Source organism: Psychroflexus sp. ALD_RP9 (assembly GCF_017311165.1).
Taxonomy (GTDB): domain Bacteria; phylum Bacteroidota; class Bacteroidia; order Flavobacteriales; family Flavobacteriaceae; genus Psychroflexus.
In genome coordinates, this window is sequence record NZ_CP062973.1 from 80,847 (window position 1) to 100,942 (window position 20,096).

At 31.8% G+C, this 20,096-nt stretch carries 22 protein-coding genes and 1 tRNA gene; 8 read left to right on the forward strand and 15 right to left on the reverse strand.

Annotated features, from left to right (window positions below):
* The first annotated feature begins 6 nt into the window (after positions 1–6).
* On the forward strand, positions 7–561 hold the full coding sequence (locus IMZ30_RS00415; protein WP_207038603.1) for a porin family protein: 555 nt from the start codon (positions 7–9) through the stop codon (positions 559–561).
* Between the two features lies 1 nt (position 562).
* Here IMZ30_RS00415 and IMZ30_RS00420 read toward each other — a convergent pair whose 3' ends face one another.
* Positions 563–868: a carboxypeptidase-like regulatory domain-containing protein gene (locus tag IMZ30_RS00420; RefSeq protein ID WP_207038604.1), complete on the reverse strand. Its 306-nt coding sequence runs from the start codon at positions 866–868 to the stop codon at positions 563–565.
* Between the two features lie 11 nt (positions 869–879).
* Here IMZ30_RS00420 and IMZ30_RS00425 point away from each other — a divergent pair, with 11 nt between their 5' ends.
* A complete protein-coding gene (locus tag IMZ30_RS00425; protein ID WP_207038605.1) occupies positions 880–2,520 on the forward strand; it encodes a M1 family metallopeptidase in 1,641 nt (546 codons plus the stop codon).
* Here IMZ30_RS00425 and IMZ30_RS00430 read toward each other — a convergent pair whose 3' ends face one another.
* The 5 genes from IMZ30_RS00430 to IMZ30_RS00450 form a co-directional block, all read right to left on the reverse strand.
* Positions 2,521–3,630: an AMP-binding protein gene (locus IMZ30_RS00430; RefSeq protein WP_207038606.1), complete on the reverse strand. Its 1,110-nt coding sequence runs from the start codon at positions 3,628–3,630 to the stop codon at positions 2,521–2,523. It abuts the gene before it with no gap.
* A 73-nt stretch (positions 3,631–3,703) separates the two neighbouring features.
* On the reverse strand, positions 3,704–4,621 hold the full coding sequence (locus IMZ30_RS00435) for a CPBP family intramembrane glutamic endopeptidase (protein WP_207038607.1): 918 nt from the start codon (positions 4,619–4,621) through the stop codon (positions 3,704–3,706).
* Complete coding sequence (locus tag IMZ30_RS00440) at positions 4,600–5,637, reverse strand: o-succinylbenzoate synthase (RefSeq protein WP_207038608.1); 1,038 nt, start codon at positions 5,635–5,637, stop codon at positions 4,600–4,602. Before IMZ30_RS00440 ends, IMZ30_RS00435 begins: the two co-directional genes overlap by 22 nt.
* 41 nt (positions 5,638–5,678) lie before the next feature.
* Complete coding sequence (locus IMZ30_RS00445) at positions 5,679–7,640, reverse strand: endonuclease (RefSeq protein ID WP_207038609.1); 1,962 nt, start codon at positions 7,638–7,640, stop codon at positions 5,679–5,681.
* Between the two features lie 147 nt (positions 7,641–7,787).
* Positions 7,788–7,872: transfer RNA gene (locus tag IMZ30_RS00450), tRNA-Ser, on the reverse strand.
* A gap of 186 nt (positions 7,873–8,058) precedes the next feature.
* Between IMZ30_RS00450 and IMZ30_RS00455 the strand changes: the two genes are divergently transcribed.
* Positions 8,059–9,075 carry a M28 family metallopeptidase gene (locus tag IMZ30_RS00455; protein ID WP_207038610.1) on the forward strand — a complete coding sequence of 339 codons (1,017 nt, stop codon included), beginning with the start codon at positions 8,059–8,061 and terminating at the stop codon, positions 9,073–9,075.
* Between the two features lies 1 nt (position 9,076).
* Here the strand turns inward: IMZ30_RS00455 and IMZ30_RS00460 are convergent, their stop codons facing one another.
* From IMZ30_RS00460 to IMZ30_RS00480, 5 genes are all read right to left on the reverse strand, one after another.
* Positions 9,077–9,442, reverse strand: a complete 366-nt coding sequence (locus tag IMZ30_RS00460) for a DoxX family protein (RefSeq protein WP_207038611.1) — start codon at positions 9,440–9,442, stop codon at positions 9,077–9,079.
* A 117-nt stretch (positions 9,443–9,559) separates the two neighbouring features.
* Complete coding sequence (locus tag IMZ30_RS00465; protein WP_207038612.1) at positions 9,560–10,081, reverse strand: DUF4252 domain-containing protein; 522 nt, start codon at positions 10,079–10,081, stop codon at positions 9,560–9,562.
* 2 nt (positions 10,082–10,083) lie between these two features.
* On the reverse strand, positions 10,084–10,623 hold the full coding sequence (locus IMZ30_RS00470; RefSeq protein WP_207038613.1) for a DUF4252 domain-containing protein: 540 nt from the start codon (positions 10,621–10,623) through the stop codon (positions 10,084–10,086).
* 6 nt (positions 10,624–10,629) lie between these two features.
* Complete coding sequence (locus IMZ30_RS00475; RefSeq protein WP_207038614.1) at positions 10,630–11,082, reverse strand: hypothetical protein; 453 nt, start codon at positions 11,080–11,082, stop codon at positions 10,630–10,632.
* Positions 11,079–11,597, reverse strand: coding sequence for an RNA polymerase sigma factor (locus IMZ30_RS00480; RefSeq protein WP_242529671.1), 519 nt, complete (start codon positions 11,595–11,597; stop codon positions 11,079–11,081). The genes IMZ30_RS00475 and IMZ30_RS00480 overlap by 4 nt, the downstream gene beginning before the upstream one ends.
* A gap of 70 nt (positions 11,598–11,667) precedes the next feature.
* Here IMZ30_RS00480 and IMZ30_RS00485 point away from each other — a divergent pair, with 70 nt between their 5' ends.
* Positions 11,668–13,062: a S41 family peptidase gene (locus tag IMZ30_RS00485; protein ID WP_207038615.1), complete on the forward strand. Its 1,395-nt coding sequence runs from the start codon at positions 11,668–11,670 to the stop codon at positions 13,060–13,062.
* Here IMZ30_RS00485 and IMZ30_RS00490 read toward each other — a convergent pair.
* Positions 13,059–14,234, reverse strand: coding sequence for a GlmU family protein (locus IMZ30_RS00490; protein ID WP_207038616.1), 1,176 nt, complete (start codon positions 14,232–14,234; stop codon positions 13,059–13,061). The two genes, IMZ30_RS00485 and IMZ30_RS00490, sit on opposite strands and share 4 nt — an antisense overlap.
* Before the next feature lie 60 nt (positions 14,235–14,294).
* Between IMZ30_RS00490 and panB the strand changes: the two genes are divergently transcribed.
* Complete coding sequence (panB, locus tag IMZ30_RS00495; protein WP_207038617.1) at positions 14,295–15,113, forward strand: 3-methyl-2-oxobutanoate hydroxymethyltransferase; 819 nt, start codon at positions 14,295–14,297, stop codon at positions 15,111–15,113.
* On the opposite strand, the gene galE is transcribed toward panB, so the two are convergent.
* On the reverse strand, positions 15,114–16,130 hold the full coding sequence (galE, locus tag IMZ30_RS00500) for a UDP-glucose 4-epimerase GalE (protein ID WP_207038618.1): 1,017 nt from the start codon (positions 16,128–16,130) through the stop codon (positions 15,114–15,116). It lies immediately after the preceding gene.
* A 92-nt stretch (positions 16,131–16,222) separates the two neighbouring features.
* On the opposite strand from galE, the gene IMZ30_RS00505 reads away from it, so the two are divergent.
* Positions 16,223–16,501, forward strand: a complete 279-nt coding sequence (locus tag IMZ30_RS00505) for a DUF3817 domain-containing protein (RefSeq protein ID WP_207038619.1) — start codon at positions 16,223–16,225, stop codon at positions 16,499–16,501.
* On the opposite strand, the gene IMZ30_RS00510 is transcribed toward IMZ30_RS00505, so the two are convergent.
* On the reverse strand, positions 16,498–16,890 hold the full coding sequence (locus IMZ30_RS00510; protein ID WP_207038620.1) for an acyl-CoA thioesterase: 393 nt from the start codon (positions 16,888–16,890) through the stop codon (positions 16,498–16,500). The genes IMZ30_RS00505 and IMZ30_RS00510 overlap by 4 nt on opposite strands.
* An 85-nt stretch (positions 16,891–16,975) precedes the next feature.
* Positions 16,976–18,178: an NAD(P)-dependent oxidoreductase gene (locus IMZ30_RS00515; protein ID WP_207038621.1), complete on the reverse strand. Its 1,203-nt coding sequence runs from the start codon at positions 18,176–18,178 to the stop codon at positions 16,976–16,978.
* 115 nt (positions 18,179–18,293) lie between these two features.
* On the opposite strand from IMZ30_RS00515, the gene IMZ30_RS00520 reads away from it, so the two are divergent.
* Both IMZ30_RS00520 and IMZ30_RS00525 read left to right on the forward strand, forming a co-directional pair.
* The gene (locus IMZ30_RS00520) at positions 18,294–19,397 is read left to right on the forward strand and encodes an alkene reductase (RefSeq protein ID WP_207038622.1); all 1,104 of its coding nucleotides are present in this window, start codon (positions 18,294–18,296) and stop codon (positions 19,395–19,397) included.
* Positions 19,398–19,469: 72 nt separating this feature from the next.
* The gene (locus IMZ30_RS00525; RefSeq protein WP_207038623.1) at positions 19,470–20,096 is read left to right on the forward strand and encodes a flavin reductase family protein; all 627 of its coding nucleotides are present in this window, start codon (positions 19,470–19,472) and stop codon (positions 20,094–20,096) included.

Sequence of the window (20,096 nt, forward strand, 5' to 3'; positions counted from 1 at the left end):
AAACCTATGAAAAATACATCTCAATTACTACTAGTCGTTTTTATCGGATTTTTTACATGTATAACTATGAAAGGACAAAATTTAGATTTTGGTATTAAAGCCGGTGCAAACTTCTCGAATCTAAGTGATGCAGAAAGCCTTGATTTTGATTCTAAAACAGGTGTTACAGCTGGGCTGTTCGTGGCAGCGCGTTTTAACATGCTTTCTGTTCAAGCGGAATTATTATACTCGCAACAAGGTGCTGAGTCAAGTTTAACCGATATTGAATTTGATTATGTACAATTACCTATTTTAGCCAAATTACATTTTTTAAGAATTCTAAACCTACAATTTGGACCACAATTTGGTTACCTTGCTAATTACGATGATTATGAAAATTCTGAAAAATTAGACTTTAGCCTACTAGCAGGTGTAGGTGCACATTTAGGACAGTTTAGAATTGACGCGCGTTATAATTTCGGATTGACTAATCCATTTAACAACGAAGCTGTAAATATAGACGATTTTCAATCAGCAAAAAATGAATATTTTTCGTTAGCTATTGGTTATAGCTTCTTGTAAATTATTGAGGTAAAAGTTTTATAACATAATCATTTTCTGTTGAAGCTTTTACCTTAACAAATTTTATTTGATAACCTTCTTTTTTAAAAAGCAATTCATCACCGCGCTGCTTTGTATTAATTAGAAACTGACCATTAGCTTTAGATTTGGCATACAAATCTGTCCCAACAACTTGAATTAAAACACCATCTAAGGCTTCATCTTGTTGATTAACAACTTTTCCTTTAATCATGTTAGTATCGCTTCCACAACTTAAAATAGAAATAGATACAAAACAAAAAACTGCTATTTTTACTAAAACTTTCATATCATTAAAATATGTGCCGAATATACTTTATCTTTTGTTTTTTACTCCTTTCTTTTACAAGTAAAGCCCAAACTTTAACAGCCAATCGAAGTGAATATACCAAAGCTGATTCTTTACGAGGTAGTTTAAGACCTGAGCGAACAAGTTATGACGTTAAAAAGTATAAGATTAAAGTTCGTGTAAATCCAGACAAACGTTATATTTCTGGAGTAAATAAAATGCAATTTAGAGTCTTAGAGCCTGTACAAAAAATCCAAATTGACTTGTTCGAAGAAATAAATCTAGATTCGGTTGTTTTTAACCAAAAGAAACTTCAATATAAACGAGAATTTAATGCTGTTTTTATTGATTTTCCATTTGAATTACAAGCTAATAATGAATTGAAAGAAATTCAATTCCATTTTTCAGGATTCCCTAAAGTTGCTAAAAATGCACCTTGGGATGGCGGATTTGTCTTTAAAAAAGATCAAAATAACAATCACTTTGTTGGTTTAGCAGTACAAGGCATTGGTGCAAGTTTATGGTTACCTAACAAAGACCATTTAAGTGATGAAGCAGAAGGACTTGAAATGATTATTGAGTGTCCTGAACACCTAGTTGCGGTATCTAATGGTAGGTTTATAAAATCATATAAAGTCGATCAAAACTACAAAGCTTATAAATGGAAAGTTGAAAACCCTATCAACAACTACAACATCACAATTAATATTGGAGATTATGTACATTTTTCGGACCAATTTAATGATCTTGATTTAGATTATTATGTCTTAAAAGATCATCTTGAAGCGGCAAAAAAGCAATTTGAACAAGTTAAACCTATGATGGCCTGCTTTTATGAAAAATTTGGTGAATATCCCTTTAAAGAAGATGGCTTTAAGTTAGTTGAAAGCCCTTATTTAGGCATGGAACATCAAAGTGCTGTTGCCTATGGAAACGCTTACAAAAACGGCTACAGAGGTACAGATTTATCTGGAACAGGCATTGGCTTAAAATGGGATTTTATCATTATTCACGAATCTGGTCACGAATGGTTCGGTAACAGTATTACAGCCGCTGATATTGCAGATATGTGGATTCATGAAAGCTTTACTAGCTATTCTGAAGCTGTTTTTGTTGAATGTGAATACGGAAAAGAAGCTGCAGAAGCTTATTTAGTCGGTTTAAGACAAAACGTTCAAAATGACCAACCAATTATTGGTGATTACGGTGTGAATGCCGAAGGGTCTGGAGATATGTACTACAAAGGCGCAAATATGCTCCATAGTATAAGAAATACCATTAATAATGATGCGCTATGGTGGAAAACCATCAAAAAATTTCACAAAAATTTTAAACACACCACAACAAATACTAATGATGTAATTAACTTTTTTGAAAATGAAACGAAAATGAACCTTGCCCCTATTTTTAGTCAGTATCTAAATTATGCGGAATTACCAACATTATTAATAAAGCGAGAAAATAATGCTGTAACGGTTAAGTGGCAATCAGAAGAAAAAAACTTTACTTTACCAGTTGAAGTTATTGTAAACAATGAAAAATTAAGAACTCAAGTTTCAGCCAAAGAATTTACTAAACTTCAAATTGGTAACAATGAAAAATTTAAACTTAATAATCTCAGCTTTTACTATAAAACTGAGATAATCAATTAATTATTTCATTAAATTTTCTAAAGTTCTTTTACGATGTACTTTACCATTATCAGTTTCCTCAAACTTATTTACTAGGTAAATATGTTTAGGACGTTCAAATTTATCAAGAGAACTTAATTGATTTACACCTTCTTTTAAATCACTTAAAAACTGGTCTGAATGTGGTGCTTCAACAAATAAAATTAATTTTTCTCCTAAAGCATCATCTGGAATACCTGCTAAAAAAAACCTTTGCGTGATAATCGTTTGTAGTTTTCTCTCGACAACTTCAGGAAAAATTTTTATACCACCAGTATTTATAACATTATCAAACCTACCTTTCCAATAAAATTTTTTATATGTTTCTAAATCAACAATATCATTAGTAATTAGTGGTTTATCAACAATCTGTGGAGCACGAATTATTAAGCAGTTACGATCATCTTGACCGAAACTTATTTTTGGTAAAGCTTTGAAGGGTTTCAATTGAAAATCGCCTTCATCAGTTCGTTTAGGGTTAAGCCTTCTAGCGGCAACATGAGAGACTGTCTCTGTCATCCCATAAACTTCATAAACTTTTGTACTTAGACCTTGAATTAAATTAATTAAGTTTTCAGACACTGTACCGCCACCAACAATTAGCTTTTTAATAAGGTGAAGTCGATTTAGTGAGTTGTCAAGTTGAAACGGCGTCATGGCACAAAAATCATAGCGTTTAAACACTTGTTCAAGTGGTGCTGAATTTGGGTTAACCACATCTAGATGCCAACCTAACATCATGGCACGTATGAGCATCATTCGGCCTGCTATAAATTGAGCTGGTAAGCATAATAACGCAGTTGAATTCTCTTTTACTTTAAAAAATTTACCTGTCGCTAAAGCGCTAGAAATCATTTTATCTTTTCCGACATAATGAACTTTAGGTTGACCTGTAGATCCTGAAGTCCTAATTTTTATCGTGTCGTAATCTTCATTTAGCCAATCAAGCAGAAAGTTACCTATTTGCTCTTCAAAAAATTCACCTTCTTTAATAAAGCTATATGCAACTAATTTTAACTCTTGAGCAGAGTAATGTGTTCCATTCAACTTAAAATCTGGATGTATATCTAAAAATGAGTATTCTTTTTTCATTGCAACAATGTATTATACAATATTAAAAAATTGCCTGCTTTAAGGTATTAAATTTTGGTTAAATAGATGTTTTCTAAGCTTTACCGGTTAGCTTTTGTCTCCAATTAGACCATTTATATTTTTTACTAAATACAATTATAATTAAAGGATAAATGACTAAAACGGGAATAAAAATATCTAAAATCTGGTTCGGCTCACCAACATATCGTAAAATTGAATTTGTTTGGAAAGCTGTCCAATCTGAAGTAACTAATAAAACTGTTACCAAGTTATTAGCAGCATGAAAACCTAGAGCTAACTCTAAACCTTCATCCATTAATGTAATTATTCCTAAAAAAAAACCTGTTCCAATATATGATACTAAAAGTACATAACCAATTTTGTTAATTTCAGGATTTGCAATATGCATAACACCAAATAATATTGAAGTTAACATTAGAGCCAGTAATCTACTTTTAAAAAAGCTTCCAACACCTTGCAATAAATAACCTCTGAATAAGTATTCTTCAAAACTAGTTTGTAATGGAATTAAAATAATGGCGATTACAAGCAGAGTAAAAAAACGAACTGGTTCAAAAATAATTACATAATTACTAGGGTTCGAATTATAATCATATAATGTTGCACCTAAAATTAAAAGAGATATAACGGCAAAACTAAAACCAACCCTCGACCAGTCAATTTTTGGTCTTGAAGTTGTTAAAGAGATTAATGATTGTTTGTGAACATGCTTTACATAAACTAATAATAATAGACAGAACACAGCTAAAGGAGAAACTGTAATTACAAATGCCCAATTGGCTCCAACACGATCAATCTGATCTTTAATTAATTGAGCTTGGTCTATGTCTAAAAGTAAAACTGTTAAAATGTTTAGGCCCATGAACCCAAAGAACAAAATTGATGGCACTAAATATTTCCAATAACCCAAATTACCTTGACGAGCCTGACCTATAAAATTTGAAGAATTTAAATTTGTGGAGTTTTCCATTTCAATGTAGAATTATAAAACAGTTTTTCACCTTTAACTTCTAATGGTGATGTGATGTTATTTGTATAAAGACTTCCAGTGCCTAAACCTTGAGGCTTATCGAGCTGAAAAGTGCTTGCAAATTGCGCAATTGCATTTAAACCAATATCACTTTCTAAAGCACTTGTTATCCACCAGCCTATATTACGAGTTTCAGCAAGTTTAATCCACTCTGATGTGTCTGCAAATCCGCCAACTAAACTAGGCTTTAAAATAATATATTGTGGTTTTACTTCATCTAACAACTTAATTCTATTGGTTGTATCAACAACCTCAATTAACTCTTCATCTAAAGCTATTGGTAATGGCGTATTTCTACATAAATTATACATCTCAAGCCATTGATTTTGTTTAATAGGTTGCTCGATACTATGAAGTTTAAACTGACTTAATTTATTTAACTTTGATAGTGCATTTTCTGGTTTAAATGCACCATTAGCATCAACTCTAAGCTCTAAAACTTCAGCTGAAAACTTAGATCTTAAATAAGCAAGCAAATCTAACTCAGCTTGAAAATCTATGGCTCCTATTTTAAGTTTTATGCAAGAAAAACCTTGATCGAGTTTAGCTTTAATTTGTTCAAACATGAAAGATTTATCGCCCATCCATATCAAGCCATTGATGGTGATTCCTTCTTGATGATGATAAAAATTTGAATTGAATAAATAAAATGGTTTTTGACTTTTTAATGACTTAAAAGCCATTTCTAGCCCAAATTTAATTGAAGGAAATAACTTCAACTGACTGCAAAGCTGATGAAGACCTAAATTTATGTTTTCACAAGCCCATTTTAATTTATTTTCAAATTCAGGAACATCATCTATGCTTAAACCACGTAAAATGCCACATTCACCAATACCAAAACCTGTTTCATCTTCAATTTTAACAAACCAGGTTTCTTTGGTCTTTAACACACCTCGAGAGGTACCGCTCGGTCGTTTAAAATTTAAAATGTACTTTTTGTAACTTGCCTCCATGTCTTAAAATTAGACACAATTTTAATGTAAAAGTTACAATTTTATCGTACGATTAATTTGATTTTATGACTTTTTTCTTCTGAATTTAGTTGTACAAAATAAACACCTTTAGATAAATTTGGATTTAGTGTAATTTTAGCTGAATTGACCTCGGATTGATAAACAAGTTGACCATTAACATTAAATATGTTAAGTTTTGAAAACGCATGTTGAGTTAAAATGGTAAACCGACCAGTTGAAGGGTTTGGATAGAGTTTAACATTATCGATTTCAGTTGAATTTGTTGATAATGAACTATCCCAAGCTTGACCAATTTTATCGCCCCAAAGATAATCGACGAGTTCAGGATTATCTATAAAAGGATTTCTATTAGTTTGCCAATTATAAATCACGTTATTACGATTCATTTCATAATCGTCTGGCGGATCTAACTCATGCCAATCTAATAAGGTTTGTAAATCACCTATTTGGCCTACATTAGCAGTTGTTGGAAACCCATTAACAACCTCTAAACCGTTGTATCTAATTTGCATATAAAAAACTGCTCTAGCAACATCACCTTTAAAGCTACCTTGGTTTCCTGTTGGGCCTACATATTCACCAAAATTTTGATTGCCTCGACTACTATTTTCTGTAGATAAAGCTGGTCTAAGGTGATGTGCATCTGAATTACCATGACGAAGTGAATCGGCCGTGGTATTCCAGAAAACATTAATACCATTAGCAATATCATCGTCATCAATACTAAAAAAGCCTCCTTTAGACCTTGGGAAAACGTGCTCTCGATTCCATTTATCTATACTAGCCGAACCAGTTTGTTTTTCATAAATAGGCTTATCAATTTCTGAATAAATTAGCCAAACTTTATTGCTATTTAAAGGACTAACATCTGCTTCTTCTAAAATGAAATAAATATCAGCATAAGAATGTGTTTTAACAACACCTTCTTCAGCAATAATTGCTTGCAATTCGTCTGTTAAACTTTGACCGCTTAAACCTTCAATACTAGCATAATAGTTTTCTGGAGCTGTGCTTGAAACAACATTATAAGTTGGGTTTAATGGTGTACCATAATTAGCAACTTGAAAATCATTATCAACTACGATAACTTCAATGTTGTTCGCGTTTAAAACATAGGGTGCTACTGGCTCTGAAATTAGTATGTTGACAAACTCATCTCCTTCATCAAGATTATCATCAACAGTTTGAATGGTAAGCATTTCAGTAGATGAACCAGAACTTATTGTTACTGAAGTATCGCCTGTGTAGTCTGCCTGATTAAAACCAGCGTTTGCAAGAGTAAAATTTAAAGTTAAATCTTGAGTCAAGACTTCATTTGTAGTGAAGGTAATATTAAAACTTTCTGACTCATTGATATTGGTGCTAGATACATCAACATCTATAAAAATTGGAGTTATTCCACTGCCATCATTAGGTACACGAGGCGTAGGAGTTGCTACAAACCATGAGCCATCATTATTACGTTGTATAGATTCAAAATCCTTATTATTATTTTCGTCTTCATTAATCTGCATTTGAACACCCAATAAGTTCATTAAATCAGAATCATCTGAATCATTGGTATCATAAACTAATGCATCGATAAGGTTATTGGTTGTAGCTAATGTTACATTCGGAAAATCAAATTCGTCACCTTGGTATATGGCAACGGCATCAGCGCCATTTTGAAAAACGTTTATTGGTAGTAAAACATTAGGTGCAGGATCTAGCTCTGGGCCGCCAAGCACTAATAAGCCATTAAAATCTGTCTCTAATCCATCAAGGCTATAAGTGTAATAACTTGAATCGCCACCACTTGAAGAGCCATTAAAAAGGACAACAATGAAATCGTCTAAAGGTGTATTTGGGTTTGGTGTTTTTAATTCGATAAACTCTTTGTCATCTACTCCTTCAGTATCAGCATCAAGCTCATTAATGATAACTTGGGCATTAAGATTATAAAGTGTAAAAATTAAAAAACTAAAAAAAAGTAATTTGCGCATACTATAGGGAATTTTAGGCAAATGTAGAGAATTAGATTCGAGTGAAGGTCAACAAAATGTAAAAAAGGGCACAAAAAGATAAAAAGCTATGAGAAATTTTATGCTAATTATGCCCAATAAAAAACCCCATTTAAAAAATGGGGCTTGCGGAGAAAGAGGGATTCGAACCCCCGGAGGTGTGACCCTCAACAGTTTTCAAGACTGCCGCATTCGACCACTCTGCCATTTCTCCAGTTGCGGGTGCAAATATATAAGCTTATTTTAATCCACAAAAGAATTTTTTGATATTTTTTATGATTACTGAAATGAAACAAAAACATCGCAAATTTATACTTTGTATATCAGCAATTTATAAATAACAAAAGGTGATATTAGCCATTCTAAATGGTTTGATTTATATTAGCACTAAAATAGACCTATGAAATTTTTATACTTTTCTCTTTTTTTTGTTTTAATTATCTCTTGCAAGACAACTAAATCGCAATCGACAGATAAATCTCAACTCAAATTTGCTAAAACAATTACAGCTAACGATTTAAATGATTATTTAACTGTTTTCAGTTCTGATGATTTTGGAGGTCGTGAAACCGGTACTGAGGGTCAAAAAAAAGCGGCTAATTATTTAAAAGACTTTTATATCAGTTTAAATATTTCGGGTGGTGATTTAGACGAAACACCGTACTTTCAAGAAATAAGTTCTAGTTATTTCAATAATAAGTTTGCTGATAGCGAAAACGTAATTGCAATTATTAAAGGTGATGAACTTCCTGATGAATATTTAGTATTAACCTCTCATTATGACCATTTAGGCACAAAAAATGGAAAAGTTTATAATGGTGCTGACGACGATGGCTCTGGAACTGTTGCTATAATGGAAATAGCTGAGGCATTTATGAAAGCTAAGAATGAAGGATACGCACCTCGAAGAAGTATCATTTTTCTACATGTTACTGCTGAAGAAAAAGGCTTACTCGGATCTAAATATTATTCTGAAAATCCGATATATCCATTAAAGCAAACTATTGCTAATCTAAATATCGATATGATTGGTCGCCGTGACAAGGCTCATAAAAATAACAATAATTATATCTACCTTATAGGAAGTGATCGTTTAAGTACCGAATTACACAATATTTCTGAAAAGGCTAATAAAAAATTTACAAATCTAGATTTAGATTATAAATTTAATGCTAAGAACGATCCTAATCGATTTTATTATAGAAGTGATCATTACAATTTCGCTAAATATGACATACCGATTATTTTTTACTTTAACGGTGTTCATGAAGATTATCATCGTTCAACTGACACAGCAGAAAAAATTGAATACGATTTATTAGCTAAAAGAACTAAACTTATTTTTCATACTGCTTGGGAACTTGCTAATAGAGAAAATAGACCCATTGTAGATCAGCCTACACTTGAAAAAAAATAATTTAATTTATTAATATAACTAAAATAGATAGCAACAACATTAAAAATGCTGGTAATGATTTTTTAAGCTCATCATTAATCTTTACATGCATAGAAATTGCACCTATCATCAAAATGCTCATAACTAATGCAGAATAAAGTTCAATTTCTGGAAACCAAAAGCTTAAAATTAATCCAATAGCAGCTAAGACTTTTAAACCTCCAATAAATGGCACTGCAATACTAGGTAATCCGTAAGCTTTAAATTCATCAGCCATATTTTTAGCCTCAGCACCTCGCCATTTAGTAGGCTTGTTATACCTTATCAACCAAACATTAAAAATTCCTAGTGCAATAATTAATTTCAAAATGATATCTATATAATCCATAACTTTTTAGTTTGAAATTAATAGTTTAAGATTATATGCTATCCTATATCAGTTTAAATAACTAAGATTTAACAAAAAAGCCAGTATTTCTACTGGCTTTTTTTTATTTACTATAATTTATTTTAAATTTTTTGTGAAATTTTCGACTTGCGACATATCTAATTTATCTGCCATACTTAAGAGTTTAGCTAAATCATTTGGTTTTAAATCCCGACTATTTAAACGTGCTACCAACATTCCAGCTTCATCACTTTTTCCATAAAAAACAACTTCATCAATTTTATTGTCATCACCAATATATAATAAGTTCATGCCTTTATCATCAGCATTCATTTTCATTAGTGTTTGGTAGGTTGAATGATCTAGAATAGCTTCAACTTTTCTGGTTTCATCTTCATATGCTACTTGATTAATTGTATCTTTTATCATAGCAGCAACATTAATCGATTTAATTTTTTTCAAAGTTGCTTGTTCTTTAGCCGATAACTCTTCAATATTGGGCACCAATAAATCGGTTGCTACACTCATTGTTTTAAAATTAGCATCTTTATCTTTAGATATTAAATACTCTTGTAAACTTTGTTTGTTTGAACATGAGACTAAAATCAATAAGCAAAATGTTGTGATTATATGTTTCATGGTTATTTATTTTTCTTGTTTTTTAAATTTTCAAGCGATTCTGCACCTGGAACGTCAAGTTGACTTGTAAGTTTAGAAATTTCATTCAAATCTATTAGACCATTAATTAACATCACAACGGTTTCAGAGTCGTTACTATTGCCACTATTAACGTACATGAAGAGTTGATTAACCAAATCGTCTGTTTTTCCTGGTTTTACATAAAAAACAACTTGATTATCATCATCATTTACTTTCATAAGTAAATCAAGCTTTGTGTTGGCCAAATAATTATCAACCTCGGCTTTTAAGCTGTTTTTAGTTGTTTGATTTTGACTAATAAAAATCTTAATATCTTCTAAGTTTTCGACTAATTTGATGTAATCTTGCATATCTTCATCTTGACTTTGCAAGTCTAATTTACTCATTAACTTAAACATTTGTTTGGTAACTAATACAGATGTAATTCCTTTTTTATTCTCAAATTGAGAAAAATCCTGAGCCATCATAGAGCTTGTTAACATTGTTACACTCATGGCTATTAAAATTGATATTGTTTTCATAATTTATTATTTTAAATATTTGTTTGTTGAAGATTTAAATTTATTGATGTACTTTAATTTTTCGGTGTTTTGATTAATTTCAGAAGATACAGCCTTTAATATAGCTACAGTTTGTGCTAAGGCTTTTCTTGCTTCACGTTCTTCTTGGGTTGATAATTGATTTGAATTAAATATAAATACTGAAGTGATTAAAGCTATAATTAATGCTGCAGCAATTTTGTACCATACATATTTAGAATTTGATTTATCAGTCATTTCAACCTGGTTTAATTCTTGTTCTAAATTCTGATTTTTAAGCTGATTAAACCCTAAAAATATATGTTGATATACTTTTAAATCTTCAGGAATAGCTTCGTTTTCTAGAAAGTAATTATACAACTCTTGCTCTTCTTGTAAACTAGTTTCAGCATTTTCATATTTAGCAATTAGCAACCTTATTCTAGTGATATCTAATTTCATGATTGTTGTGTTTTCATTTGTTTTATTAAAGCCTTTCTTGCCCTTGACAAAGTTACCCTAACATTGGTTTCGCTCATTTCCATAATGCCTGCAATATCTTCAAAACTGTAAGCTTCTATATCGCGAAGTTGAATTATTGTACGGTAATTAACCGACAAAGCAGCAATACAATTATTTAACTTTTTAACTTCATCTTGTGTTTCAATGACTTCTTCTATGGTTTTGTCTTCATCTTCAAAATTTTCATGTGTTAAACTTACATTTTGATTACGCTTTAACTTCAATTGGTCGTAACAATGGTTTTTAGTAACGGTCATTGCAAATGCTTCTAAATTTGATTTATCAGCAAGTTGCGATCGTTTTTCCCAAAGTTTTACCATTACATCTTGAACGGCATCTTTAGCAGCATCTGGAGAAACTAGCAACCTTCTAGCTAATCTAAATAACTTAGCTTGCATAGGTTCTATTTGGTGCATAAACAACTCTGCGCTCATTTTGTTTTGGTTAGACTTCATTATCTCGACGAATGATTTTCAGATTTGTTACAATTATTTTATAAATTTAGGAACTTTTAATAAATCAGTTATGCTAAAAAAAATTGCAATAGGTCTTTTGGTATGTTTTACAATTTCAAGTTGTCAAGACGACTTAGATGATGTTATTACTCCTGCATCAACCCTTGAGATAAATGATTTTATATGGAAAGCCATGAATGCTTTTTACTTATACAAGCCTGATTCTCCAAACCTAGCAGACGATTCTTTTACTACTAATGAAGCTTACGCTAATTATTTAAACAGTTTTGCAACTCCTGAAGGTTTATTTAATGATTTATTAGCCCAACAAGATCGGTTCTCAATTATTGTTGATAATTATGTCGATCTTGAAAACAGTCTTGATGGTATTAATTTTACTACAGGCATGCAATTTGGTTTAGTTAATATTTCTGATTCAAATTCAGTTTTTGGATTTGTAAGATATGTTGTACCCAACTCGCCTGCTTCTGAAGCAGGTATTGAACGAGGTATGCTATTTAATCGCGTAAATGGAGAAACTTTAACACCAAATACTAATTTTAATTCGCTTTTTGGTGGAAACAATTACACAATAGGTTTAGCTGAATTTGATGGTACTGAATTATCATCACTATCGACCGAAATTAGTTTATCTAAAATTCAGCTAACCGAAAACCCTATTTACTCAGTTGAAGTAATTGAAGTAGACAATACCAAAGTTGGTTACCTGATGTATAATGCTTTTAGAAGTAATTTTGACAGTCAGCTGAATACGGTTTTTGCTAACTTTAAGTCTGAAAATATAGATGAACTTATTCTTGATTTACGCTATAATTCAGGCGGAAGTATAGAAACAGCAAAAGATTTAGCTTCAATGGTTACAGGTCAGTTTGAAGGTGAAATTTTTGCCTTTGAACACTACAATGATAATTTTAATGATGAAGAATTACGATTCGACAACCAAATAAGAACTGGTGCAAATATTAACAGTCTTAACCTAAATCGCGTTTATATCCTAACAGGTTTTTCGACGGCGTCTGCAAGTGAGTTAGTGATTAATGCCTTAAAGCCCTATATTAATGTTGTTCAAATAGGGCAAACAACAGTTGGTAAATTTGAAGGCTCTGTTACCTTATACGATTCAGCAAATTTTAGACGTGATGGTGCAAGCATTAATCATTTTTATGCCATACAACCACTTATTTTAAAAACAGCTAATGCTAATGGTGTAACCGACTATTTTGAAGGATTAGCTCCTGACATAACTCTAAATGAAGATTATACCAATCTTGGTGTTATTGGTAATCAAAACGAACCATTACTCAATCGCGCTTTAGAAGAAATGGGGCTTGATTTAACCGAAGGTAAACCAAGCATGCCATTATTTCAGCGTTCAAGTGAGTTATTGTTTGAAAATCAATCACTTCAACCAACATACCAACGCATGTACATAGAGAAAAATTAATCACGCCTAAATTGAGCACTTTTATCAAAAATGTGTTGCAGTATCTGGCGGTCGATATCGGTTAAATTAAGGTTACGGCGTTGCATTACCACATCGGCAACTTCAAACACCTTATCTAATTTATAGGTTTTAAAGCCCTGACTTCCACCCCAAGAAAAACTCGGAATAAAATTTCGTGGAAAACCAGAACCAAAAATATTAGCAGATACACCAACCACTGTTCCAGTATTAAACATTGTATTAATACCACATTTAGAGTGATCACCCATAATTAAACCACAAAACTGTAAGTTGGTATTTTTAAAACGGTTGGCTTCATAACTCCACAACTTAACAGATGCATAATTATTTTTGAGATTAGAGGTATTGGTGTCAGCACCTAAATTACACCATTCACCAATAACCGAATTTCCTAAAAACCCATCATGCCCTTTGTTCGAATAGCCCTGAATAAGCGAGTTACTAACTTCACCACCGATCTTAGAATGTGGTCCAATAGTCGTACCAGTATAAATTTTTGCACCCATTTTTAAAGTTGAATGGTCACACAAAGCAAATGGCCCACGAACTGACGTATTTTCCATTAAGACAGCATTTTTACCAATGTATATTGGTCCTTCTGAAGCATTTAAAGTAGCGTTATGAATTTCTGCACCTTCTTCAATAAAAATTTGCTCAGGTTTATCTGTATAAGCGTGTTCTGGTATGTCTTGCGAAGTTTTATGTCGTGTTAATAATGCAAAGTCTGCTAAAATAGCTTCATGATTTTTAGCAAATAAATCCCATATATCTTCAATATAAATACCGTCATAATCAACTGAAATAGAATTATAGCTACTGAGCTCAAAATCTTCAACTGGATTAGCATAATAAGCTAAAACATTATTTTTGTATTTTAAGGCTTTATTAGGACCTAAGTTTTGAAGCTGTTTAACATAATTTTCAGTTGGTAAAAATCGGCTGTTAAGGTAAAGGCATTCGCCAGATTTAAGGTTTTTAAACTTGTTTTGAAGATAATCTTCAGTTTGGTATAATGTAGAAGCTGACGGAAAATAATGCTGAAACTTTTCGGCAATTTTTAAAATCCCAATCCGTAAATCAGCAATTGGTCTTGTATAGGTTAATGGCAAAAAATTGTTTCGATAATGGTCGTCAAATAAAACGATATTCATAAGTTGAAGTTTATATTCCTAATAATTTGGCTAAATTTACACACAATTAAATTTAATACAATGTCTACAGCAAAAAAACAATATAAAAGAGTCACTGTAAAATCATTAATCGATATGAAATCGAATAACGATAAAATTTCGATGATTACCGCTTATGATTACACAATGGCGCAAATTGTCGATCATGCTGAAATTGATGTGATCTTAGTTGGCGATTCTGCCTCTAATGTTATGGCTGGTCATGAAACTACTTTGCCTATTACGCTTGATCAAATGATTTATCATGCTTCGAGTGTTATTAGAGCTGTAAAACGAGCTTTAGTGGTTGTAGACTTACCTTTTGGTAGTTACCAGAGTGACCCAAAAGAAGCCCTAAGAAGTGCTATTAGAATTATGAAAGAAAGTGGTGCTCATGCAGTAAAATTAGAAGGTGGAAAAGAAATTAAAGACTCTATTAAACGTATTTTAAAAGCTGGAATTCCTGTTATGGGTCATTTAGGTTTAACACCTCAATCAATTTACAAGTTTGGGACTTATACGGTTAGAGCTAAAGAAGAATATGAAGCAGAAAAACTTAAAGAAGATGCTAAAATGCTTGAACGCATAGGTTGTTTTGCTGTGGTTTTAGAAAAAGTTCCCGCTAAATTAGCAAAAGAAGTTGCAGAAAGCATTAACATTCCTGTAATTGGTATTGGTGCTGGTGGTGGCGTTGATGGTCAAGTTTTAGTAATTCATGATATGTTAGGTATGAATAAAGAATTTAGCCCACGTTTTCTACGTCGTTATGCAGATTTACATTCTGAAATGACTAGTGCACTTCAACAATACAAAAAGGATGTAAAGTCGCAAGATTTTCCTAACGAAAACGAGCAATATTAACTAAGACTGCAATTTTAATTGCCATTTCCAAGCGCTTTTTAAGGCGTCATCAAGTGTTAATTTAGTTTCCCAACCTAATTCATTTTTAGCTTTTTGAGTGTTAGCATAAGCTGCTACAACATCGCCTTCTCGCCTACTTACTATTTTATGAGGAAGCTTTTGGTTTGTAACACGCTCAAATGTTTCGACCACTTCTTTTACAGAACTGCCTTTACCTGTTCCCAAGTTAAAGACTTCAAAATTGGATTTACAATTGCCTTGTAATTGGCGTTCTAGGGCAACTACGTGAGCTTTAGCTAAATCGACTACATGAATATAATCACGTATGCACGTACCGTCTGCAGTTGGATAGTCGTCTCCAAAAATTGATAATTCTTCACGAATACCAGCTGCAGTTTGTGTTATGTAAGGCACCAAATTTTGTGGTGTCCCTATTGGTAATTCACCTATTTCTGCAGACTCATGAGCGCCAATAGGATTAAAATAACGCAAAGCAATCGCTTTAAAATTACTTTTGGTTTTTGTTGTGTCTAAAATTATTTCTTCACCGATTTGTTTCGTATTACCATAAGGTGATTCTGCTTGTTTTACAGGAGCATCTTCAGTAATTGGTAACTCATCAGCTTCGCCATAAACGGTACATGATGAGCTAAAGATAAAATTAGCTTGCGGTAATTGAGTTTGTGCTTGTAATAAATAGACTAATGTGTTAATGTTATTTTCATAGTAAAGCAAAGGATTTACAACACTTTCTCCAACCGCTTTTGAAGCTGCAAAATGAATAATACCACTTATATCTTGATGATTATTAAAAAATGCGTTGGTTTTTTCTTTATCACGTAAATCAAAATTGTGAAATTCTGGTGTTTTCCCTGTTATTTTTGTAATTCCATCTAGAACGTCTATCGAGGAATTTGACAAGTTATCAATAATAATTACTTCAAACTTTTTTTGTTGTAATTCAACTACAGTATGTGAACCGATAAAGCCTAAGCCGCCAGTTACTAAAATTTTCATAGGTTAGGTAGATTTTAAGTTTCTTATCATTAAAAATGGCTAATTTTGTAAGCGTAAATTTAAATTATATTTTCTAATCAAACGAACGCATCATGATAAAAGCCTTTAAAATATTAAGTTATCTAGAAGCTATTTCATTTTTAGTACTTCTTGGCATTGCGATGCCTTTAAAATATATGTATGATATGCCAGAATATGTAAGAGTTGTTGGTATGGCTCATGGTATTTTATTTGTACTTTACATTATTGGTGCCTATTATATGTATGAAAAATTAAACTGGAAATTTAAAACTTTTATGGTTATTGTTTTATGCTCAGTTTTACCATTCGGTCCATTCTACGCCGACAAAAAATATTTACCAAAATCTTAATCGTCAGCTAAACGGTTTTTAACATATTCAACTTCAGTTTTACCGTGAGGTTTTGCTTTACCATTTTCATCTAAACTCACCATAACTATTCGGTCGACTTTTATAATAGTTTGTCGAGTCATTTTATTTCTGACTTCACATTTTAAAGTTAGTGAGGCTTTACCAAATTTAACTACTTCAATACCAATTTCTATAATATCTCCTTGAACAGCCGAACTTTGAAAATCTATTTCACTAATAAATTTAGTTACTGTTTTTTGATTTTCAAGTTGAATAATAGAATATAATGCAGCCTCTTCGTCTATCCATTCTAGCAATCGACCACCAAATAAAGTTCCATTAGGATTTAAATCTTCTGGTTTTACCCATTTTCTTGTATGAAATCTCATAATCTTTTTTGTACAAAGATAAGCTATAAGTTTACGTTATAACTAATTTAAAAATAATAGATTTTTATAATTAAATTAGTAATATCTATTCATTAACAAAATCCTCAAGATAGGCATATTTAGATGTTAACTGACCATTCTCTGTCATTTTAGCACGCTCTAAAATACCTTCTTTGTCGTCATTAAAAAAAGCTGGAATTACATGTTCAGCAAACATTTCACCAAAACCTTCGCTAGCATCTTTAGGCAATTCGCATGGCAAATTATCAACAGCCATTACAGTAATTGCTTCTGGATGATTAAATTCAACTTCGCTTTCAGACATAGGATGATAGCCATAAAATGGATTTGCAATAGTTGATGGCTTAATCGTTGAAGCCACTGGTCCATCTATATCGCAGCTTACATCGGCTACCAAATTAATTTTAAATTGAGGCGATTTAGCATCTTCTCTAGTAAACAAATAAGGTGCACCTTCTCCATAAAAGTGACCTGCAATAAAGTAATCGGTTACTTCAGCAAAACGCATAAAATCACTTTCATAATGTTCAGGGTGTTTAAAAAAATGAGACTTAGAAACTTCATCTTTATAGGTAGACTTAGGTTTATTATAATCTAAAACATCAATTTTACAATAAACAGGTTCTGCAAAATTTTCACTTAAAAAAGCCTCGACGCCGACTGATTTAATTTTTAAATGATCTAAAATTTCTTTTGCTCCTTGAGCCACTTTTCCACTTCCTGTTAAACAAATTTTTATTTGAGGTAACTTGATTTGATCAAGCGCTTGTTTAACAGCACTTAAATCGTCCAGATGCTCAACTTTAGGTAAATTAAATAAATTATCTCTTAAACCTAAAGCCCTAAAACCGTTATAAGCACCTACTAAACCTGCATATCTCCCAAAACCTATTAATCGTGAACCATTAGTTTTGGTAATAACTTCATGATCGTATAAAGTGATTTTTTTATCAAGAATGGCCTTTAACAAATTGCGATTATAAGGCTGCATTTTAATGGTATGTGAAAAGAAAAAATAAGATTTATGAGGTATTAAAGCCTCAATCGGAACTTCTTTTACACCTAACAAAACATCGCAGTCACTTAAATCACTACTTAATTCACAATTATTTTTTTGATAGCTTTTATCAGAAAATATGCGGATATCTGAAGGTTCCACAACAAATTTAAGTTGGTATTCTTGCTGAAGTTGATTTACTTGTTCGGGTGTAAAAACAACACGCCTATCTGGTGGAGTTTTACGTTCTTTAATTAATCCTATTTTCATTAATCTCAATTTTGCCCAAACTTAACAAAAAATCTTCAAGATAAATTAAGGATTTTTACAAAGAGATTAACACGACTTCAAAACCTACTCAATTAACTTTACACAAAAAATTAAGATGAACCAAACTCAAGAATTATTAAAACCAATAAAACTAAGAGACTTAGAACTTAAAAATCGTGTTATTATGGCGCCGATGACTAGAAGTCGTGCCGATAATGATGTTAATGCACCAACCGACATACATGTAAAATATTACACACAACGGGCAAGTGCTGGATTAATAATCAGTGAAGGTGCTCAAGTTTCTGAAAGAGCTGTAGGTTACATAAATACTGCAGGAATTCATAATAAAGAACAAATTGAAGGTTGGCGAAAAGTAACTGATGCTGTACATGAAAAGGGCGGAAAAATTTTTATTCAACTTTGGCATGTTGGTCGTATGTCTCACCCTGATTTTCATAATGGAAAAAAACCTTTGGCACCAAGCGCAGTAAATCCTCATTCTCAATCTTATACTCCAGAAGGCTTTAAAGATACTGTTGAGCCAAAAGCCATGACAACTGAAGAGGTAAAACAAACCGTTCAAGATTTTAAATTTGCAGCTAGAAATGCAATTGAAGCTGGATTTGATGGTGTTGAAATTCACGCCTCTAATGGATATTTATTTCATCAATTTTTTAATAGGTCGTCTAACAAACGGACCGACGAATACGGCGGAAATAAAGAAAACAGAACTCGTTTCTTATTTGAAGTTTTAGATGCTGTTAAAGTTTTTGTTCCTGAAAATAGAATTGGTGTACGATTAAACCCATCGCTTAATGGAATCTTTGGTATGGAAGCTGATGAAGAAACTATACCAACTTTTGAATATATTGTAAAAAAATTAAATGATTACAATTTATCATATTTACATTTATCTGAACCATTCAATGATGTAAGCGATATCGACTATTTAGTGACTAACATTGCTGAACATTTTAGACCTCTGTATAATGGAAATTTAATGATTAATTCTGGTTTTACTCAAGAATCTGGAAATAAAATTATCGAAAATGGCCATGCTGATATGGTTGCTTTTGGAAAGTTATTCATTTCAAATCCTGATTTACCTATTCGTTTTGAAAAAAATGCCAATTTGCAAGATTGGGATTCAGATACCTTTTATGTTCCTGGTGAAAAAGGTTATACCGATTATCCACTATTAGACGAAACACCATAATTTTGTTTATTTTTTAACACAAAAACATTAAACAATATTTAAATTGAGCCGGTAATTTTATCGGCTTTTTTTATGAAACATCTTAATAAATCAGATTTAAATGCACTCGAATCTCGCTACAGAGCTAACTTAATTAACTCATGTAGTGGAATTAAATCTGTTAATTTAATCGGTACAAAAAATAATTCAGGAACTACTAACCTAGCCATCTTTAATTCGGTTATGCATATTGGCAGTAACCCGCCAATGTTAGGTTTTATATTGCGTCCGACAACTGTTAGAAGAGATACTTACACAAACATTTTAGATCAGAAAAAATTTACAATAAATCAAATACCTTATGATTTAATAGAGTGCGCTCACCAAACCTCAGCAAAATATGAAGCCAATACGTCTGAATTTGATGAACTAAACATCGAAAAAGAATTTATCAAAGAATTTGAAGCACCCTTTGTGAAGAGTTCAGCATTGAAAATTGCTTGTAGTTATACAAATTCATATTTAATCGAAGAAAATGGGTGTCGCCTGATCATTGGAGAAATAGAACACCTGATTTATGATGACAGAGCTCAAGAAAAAGATGGCTGGCTTGACGTTTCAAAACTGAAATCAACAGCATGCATAGGTCTTGACGCTTATGTTGAAACTAAATTAATAAAACGTTTAAGCTATGCAAAACCACATAAAAATTTAGAATAA